Genomic DNA, 1325 nt, shown 5'->3' on the forward strand with positions numbered 1-1325 from the left:
GCGGTAGTAGCTGAGATTGATCGTCTAATCATACAGAAAGTGACTATTTTGTAGCGTTCAGACAGCACTCTCTCGGCTCGTTCGGGAAGTACCGATAGTCAGAAACCAACTGTAGTGATCGTCCCCAGTAATATCTACCGTTCTAACCCCTATGTGGATTGTTGCTGATGAAACACCTTCATTTGACAAGAAGGATATGATATCAGATAAACGTTCATTTACCTCCTCTTGGCCGTTAGTGATTCCGGCTCTTAATTCGGACTTGTAGGAATAGACTTTGCCGTCAGGTGGAATTGAGGTTCTTAGATTTGTGAATAAATAATCCAAATCTGGTGCAGATTTTGCGGAATTGATAGATGAATTCAATTCTTCATGATATAGTTCTGGATCGGTAGGTTGAAGACTCACTCCTTTTTCAATACCTGAGAATCTCTCATCTTCTACATCAAGGTCGACAACCAATGTTGGGGTAAACCCGATTCCATTCCCGACATTAATAATCCCGATTTCTAACATCCTATCAGGTATAAAATAGTCAATATCAGTTCGAGGAAGATGATTTGCCTGCATCAATGCTTCTTGATTTTCTTGTATCTGTTGCTGATCTCTTGAGATTTTAGTTTGTCTGTAATATAATATAACAAGAGCAAGAGTCAATGCAAGAGTGCCAAACGCAGTTATTATCTCTGTGAGTTCAATCAAAGACGATTGCATCAATTGTTCAACGGAGCTACGTATGTAATTACTTCTCATAGGGCAAGTAGTGTTTGTCCTCATTCATAAAATTGGTTTGCTGAATACAAGCTCTGTATCTTGCACGATATTCTTCTCGGCTACTCGACCAACCGTCAGTTCCGTTGAGCGCTCTCGCCTCTTAATTGCTCACAAGGAGCCACCGACGAGTGCTGTATTCGAGCCCGGTGCTGACCACTGAGAGACTACTGGTAGTTTTGCCGTGTTGTGACCACATAGTTGGAGGGGGACAACACGAGCCACGGCGTTCCATATTCGAGAACTACTAGTAGATCATACTGAGCCGAAGATCGGTGGAAGATCAAAAGATCTCGGGTCGTGCAGCAGCTTATGGGTGGAGATCGTGTTCGGCTACTGAATACGGATCATATCTACAGCCCGCGTCGGTCTGTACTCGTGACCGATTTCGGGCGCAAATCGCTCATCGGTTGAGGTGACAAATTCCCATTATGAAAACTCGGACGTGCAAGATACAGTGCGCGAATCTTTCAATCGGCGAGATCGACACCCGTGAATTCAAATCGGGCCCCGTCTGTCCTGCCATCTGCTACTCGAATAGCCCATCCATGGGT

The 1325-nt window shown here is 44.4% G+C and carries 1 protein-coding gene; it reads right to left on the reverse strand.

Annotated elements, in window-relative coordinates; all coding sequences use genetic code 11:
• Positions 1–57 precede the first annotated feature (57 nt).
• The gene (locus CHB65_RS17185) at positions 58–753 is read right to left on the reverse strand and encodes a hypothetical protein (RefSeq protein WP_218818987.1); all 696 of its coding nucleotides are present in this window, start codon (positions 751–753) and stop codon (positions 58–60) included.
• Positions 754–1325 lie beyond the last annotated feature (572 nt).

The sequence above is a fragment of the Halorubrum vacuolatum genome (assembly GCF_900188065.1).
In the GTDB taxonomy this organism is placed as follows: Archaea; Halobacteriota; Halobacteria; order Halobacteriales; family Haloferacaceae; genus Halorubrum; species Halorubrum vacuolatum.

What these genes read in the sequence shown, in the direction of transcription:
- CHB65_RS17185 (WP_218818987.1), bottom strand. Translation starts at nt 753, where the DNA reads ATGAGAAGTAATTACATACGTAGCTCCGTTGAACAATTGATGCAATCG.